Source organism: Streptomyces sp. (assembly GCF_050698815.1).
GTDB lineage: Bacteria > Actinomycetota > Actinomycetes > Streptomycetales > Streptomycetaceae > Streptomyces.
Map to the genome: position 1 here is coordinate 1 of NZ_JBOHCV010000240.1, position 2759 is coordinate 2759.

A 2759-nucleotide genomic window follows, 5' to 3' on the forward strand; every position below is an offset into this window, starting at 1 on the left:
CACGTACTGGTAGACCGCCGGACGGGACATGCCCGCCTCCCTGGCAACGTCATCCATCGTCGTGCGCCGCACCCCGTGCCGCGTGAAACACACATACGCCGCGTCCAGGATCGCTTCGGCACGCTCATTGCTCGACATGCTGACACTCTAAGCAAAGAGTGTCAGAGCGTAAACCGCGAGCATGCCCTCGGCCCACAAGGTCGGCTGTGGTGGGAGCGGGGTCGCCGTCGGAGGATCCGCCGGCCGTTCGGTCGTGCCACCGGTGAACAATCCGGGCTGATGTGATGCTTTCCGTTGCGGCGTGGAGGCCCTGAGCAGCAGCTCATCACTTCGGGTGAAACTTTGGCCGGATATTGCGATCGGCAACGGTGAGTTGCGAAGCTGTTGCTCATTGTCAAGGGGTAACTGTCGGGACGGGGAGGGCCACACGTGCCATTCGGTGAGCAGCCCGCGTATCTGCGCGTGGCCGGGGATCTCCGGCAGAAGATCTTCGGCGGCGACCTGCCTCCGCACACCCGGCTGCCGTCCCAGGCCCGCATCCGAGCGGAGTACGGCGTCTCCGACACCGTCGCCCTGGAGGCGCGCAAGGTGCTGATGGCCGAGGGCCTGGTCGAGGGCCGGTCCGGCTCGGGGACGTACGTACGCGAGCACCCCCTTCCCCGCATGGTGTCCCGCACCGGCTATCGCCCGCCCGGCGACTCCACGCCATTTCGCCAGGAGCAGGCCGACGAGAACGTGAAGGGCACCTGGGAGTCGCGCACCGAGCAGGAGGAGGCGAGTCCGAGCATCGCGGAGCGGCTGCGGATCGAGCCCGGTGAGCGGGTGATGCGGACCAGCTATCTCTTCCGGGTGGAAGGTGAGGCCGCGATGCTCTCCACCTCCTGGGAACCGCTGTCGATCACGGGGCGGACGCCGGTGATGCTGCCCGAGGAGGGACCGCTCGGCGGCCGGGGTGTGGTGGAGCGGATGGCGGCCATCGGTCTGGTGGTCGACAACGTCGTGGAGGAGGTCGGGGCCCGTCCCGGGCTGGCCGAGGAGATGGCGGGGCTGGGCGGGGTGCCGGGTCATGCGGTTCTGGTCGTGGCTCGTACCTACTTCGCGGGCGGGTGCGCCGTGGAGACCGCGGACGTGGTGGTGCCGGCGGATCGTTTCCGCGTCTCGTACCACCTTCCGGTGAGGTGACCGACCCGGCTGCGGTCCGACCCGGTCCGAGCCGGGTCTGAGCTTGTCCGAGCCGGTGCGAACGTGTGGCCGAAAATGCTGGCCCGTTGTGCCAACTCGAATGCGCTGCGTGAAGGGCGGGCGTAAGCTCCGGCATATGCGAAGCGCAAGCTGTGAGAGCAATCCCGTGCTGCCCTGGCATGTCATACGTGAGGACGGCCACGGCAACCGCTACCGCGTGGGCAGCTACGCCACCCGCTCCGAAGCGCAGCGGGTCGTCGACCGGCTCGGCGGTCACGGCGACGGCGAGCGGGGGACCGGCGCCGGTGCCGCCGACAGCTATCTGGTCGAGCCTCCCGGATCCGCGAGCGGCGGCAACGCCTGACCGGCCCCAAAATCGGGTATAAGGACTTTTCAGTCCTACTCGTCCGGAATGTCCGGGCGGGCCAGTTACCCGATCAGGGACGTGGGCGGTGTGAGCACAGGACCCTCCGAGGGAGTGGCCTCGATCCTCGACACCCTCCGGGTCGGAACCGTCATGCTCGACGGCGACGGACGCATCCTGCTCTGGAACCCGATGACGGAGGAGATCCTCGGCTGGCACGCCGATCAGGTCGTGGGCCACCGCATCCAGGACTTCCTCGAGGACGGGCACGGCGAGGGTGAGCGCGTGCGCCGCCGCACGCTGCGGCAGGAGCGCCGCTGGCGGGGCATCCTGCGCGTCCGGCACCGGGCCGGCCACCACGTCGCCGTCGAGGGCCGCGTCACGATGCTCTTCGACAGCAACGACCAGCCGCTGCTGCTGGCCAACATCGTCGAGACCAGCAGGATCCGCTCCGTCGAGCACGACCTCGCCGCGCTCGACGCGCTCTTCGCGTCCTCACCGCTCGGCATCGCCCTCTTCGACAACGACAAGCGCTTCGTCCGTGTCAACGGGGCACTGGCCGAGCTCAACCAGGTGGCGGCCGCGGACCACATCGGCAAGACCGTCCACGACGTGCTCCCCGCCTGGATGGCGGAGGAGGTCTCCACCGTGCAGTCGACCGTGCTGGAGACCGGGCAGCCCGTCGTCGACGTGGTGATGCCCGCGCCCGACGGAGCGGGCACCCGCTCGGTCTCCTACAGCAGGCTCACCGGCGAGAAGGGTGAGGTGCTCGGCGTCAGCTGCGTGATGATGGACATCACCGAGCGGCGCGAGGCGCTGGAGAAGATCGAGGTGGCGCGGGAGCGGCTGGCGCTGCTCGACGACGTCGGCGTCGGCCTGGCGGACCGGTTCGACGTGACCGCCATCTCCCAGGCCCTCGCCTCCGCCCTCGTCCCGCGCCTCGCCGACTACGCCGCCGTGATGCTCATCGGCGCGGCCGCCCACGGCGGCGACCTGCCCGACATCGAACTGCTCACCGGTACCCCGCTCTTCCAGCTCGGCGTCGCCGCCCGCGACGAGGGGCCGACCGTGAGCCGGATGCTCCTGGTCGGCCAGGACGTCCACGTCCTGGCCGATTCCGTCGTCGGCCGGACGCTGGCCAGCGGCGTACCGCACCTGGCCTCCTCGCCCCACGAACTGCTCGCCGCCACCTACCCCGGCGACCCCAAGCTGC

4 protein-coding genes are annotated in these 2759 nt (G+C 69.7%); 3 read left to right on the top strand and 1 reads right to left on the bottom strand.

Annotation, left to right across the window (positions count from 1 at the left end):
• Nucleotides 1-138, bottom strand: a 138-nt coding sequence (locus ACRDP3_RS08850) for a helix-turn-helix domain-containing protein (protein ID WP_431516308.1), incomplete at its 3' end; no start/stop codon positions are given.
• A 291-nt stretch (nt 139-429) separates the two neighbouring features.
• Between ACRDP3_RS08850 and ACRDP3_RS08855 the strand changes: the two genes are divergently transcribed.
• The 3 genes from ACRDP3_RS08855 to ACRDP3_RS08865 form a co-directional block, all read left to right on the top strand.
• Nucleotides 430-1182: a GntR family transcriptional regulator gene (locus ACRDP3_RS08855; RefSeq protein WP_431516305.1), complete on the top strand. Its 753-nt coding sequence runs from the start codon at nt 430-432 to the stop codon at nt 1180-1182.
• 136 nt (nt 1183-1318) lie between these two features.
• Nucleotides 1319-1546 carry an SPOR domain-containing protein gene (locus ACRDP3_RS08860; protein ID WP_431516306.1) on the top strand — a complete coding sequence of 76 codons (228 nt, stop codon included), beginning with the start codon at nt 1319-1321 and terminating at the stop codon, nt 1544-1546.
• 90 nt (nt 1547-1636) lie between these two features.
• Nucleotides 1637-2759 (top strand): PAS domain-containing protein (locus ACRDP3_RS08865; RefSeq protein ID WP_431516307.1); only part of this gene is annotated, 1123 nt, incomplete at its 3' end.

Excerpts from the sequence above, each read along its gene's own strand:
- ACRDP3_RS08860 (WP_431516306.1), top strand. The coding sequence starts at position 1,319 with ATGCGAAGCGCAAGCTGTGAGAGCAATCCCGTGCTGCCCTGGCATGTC.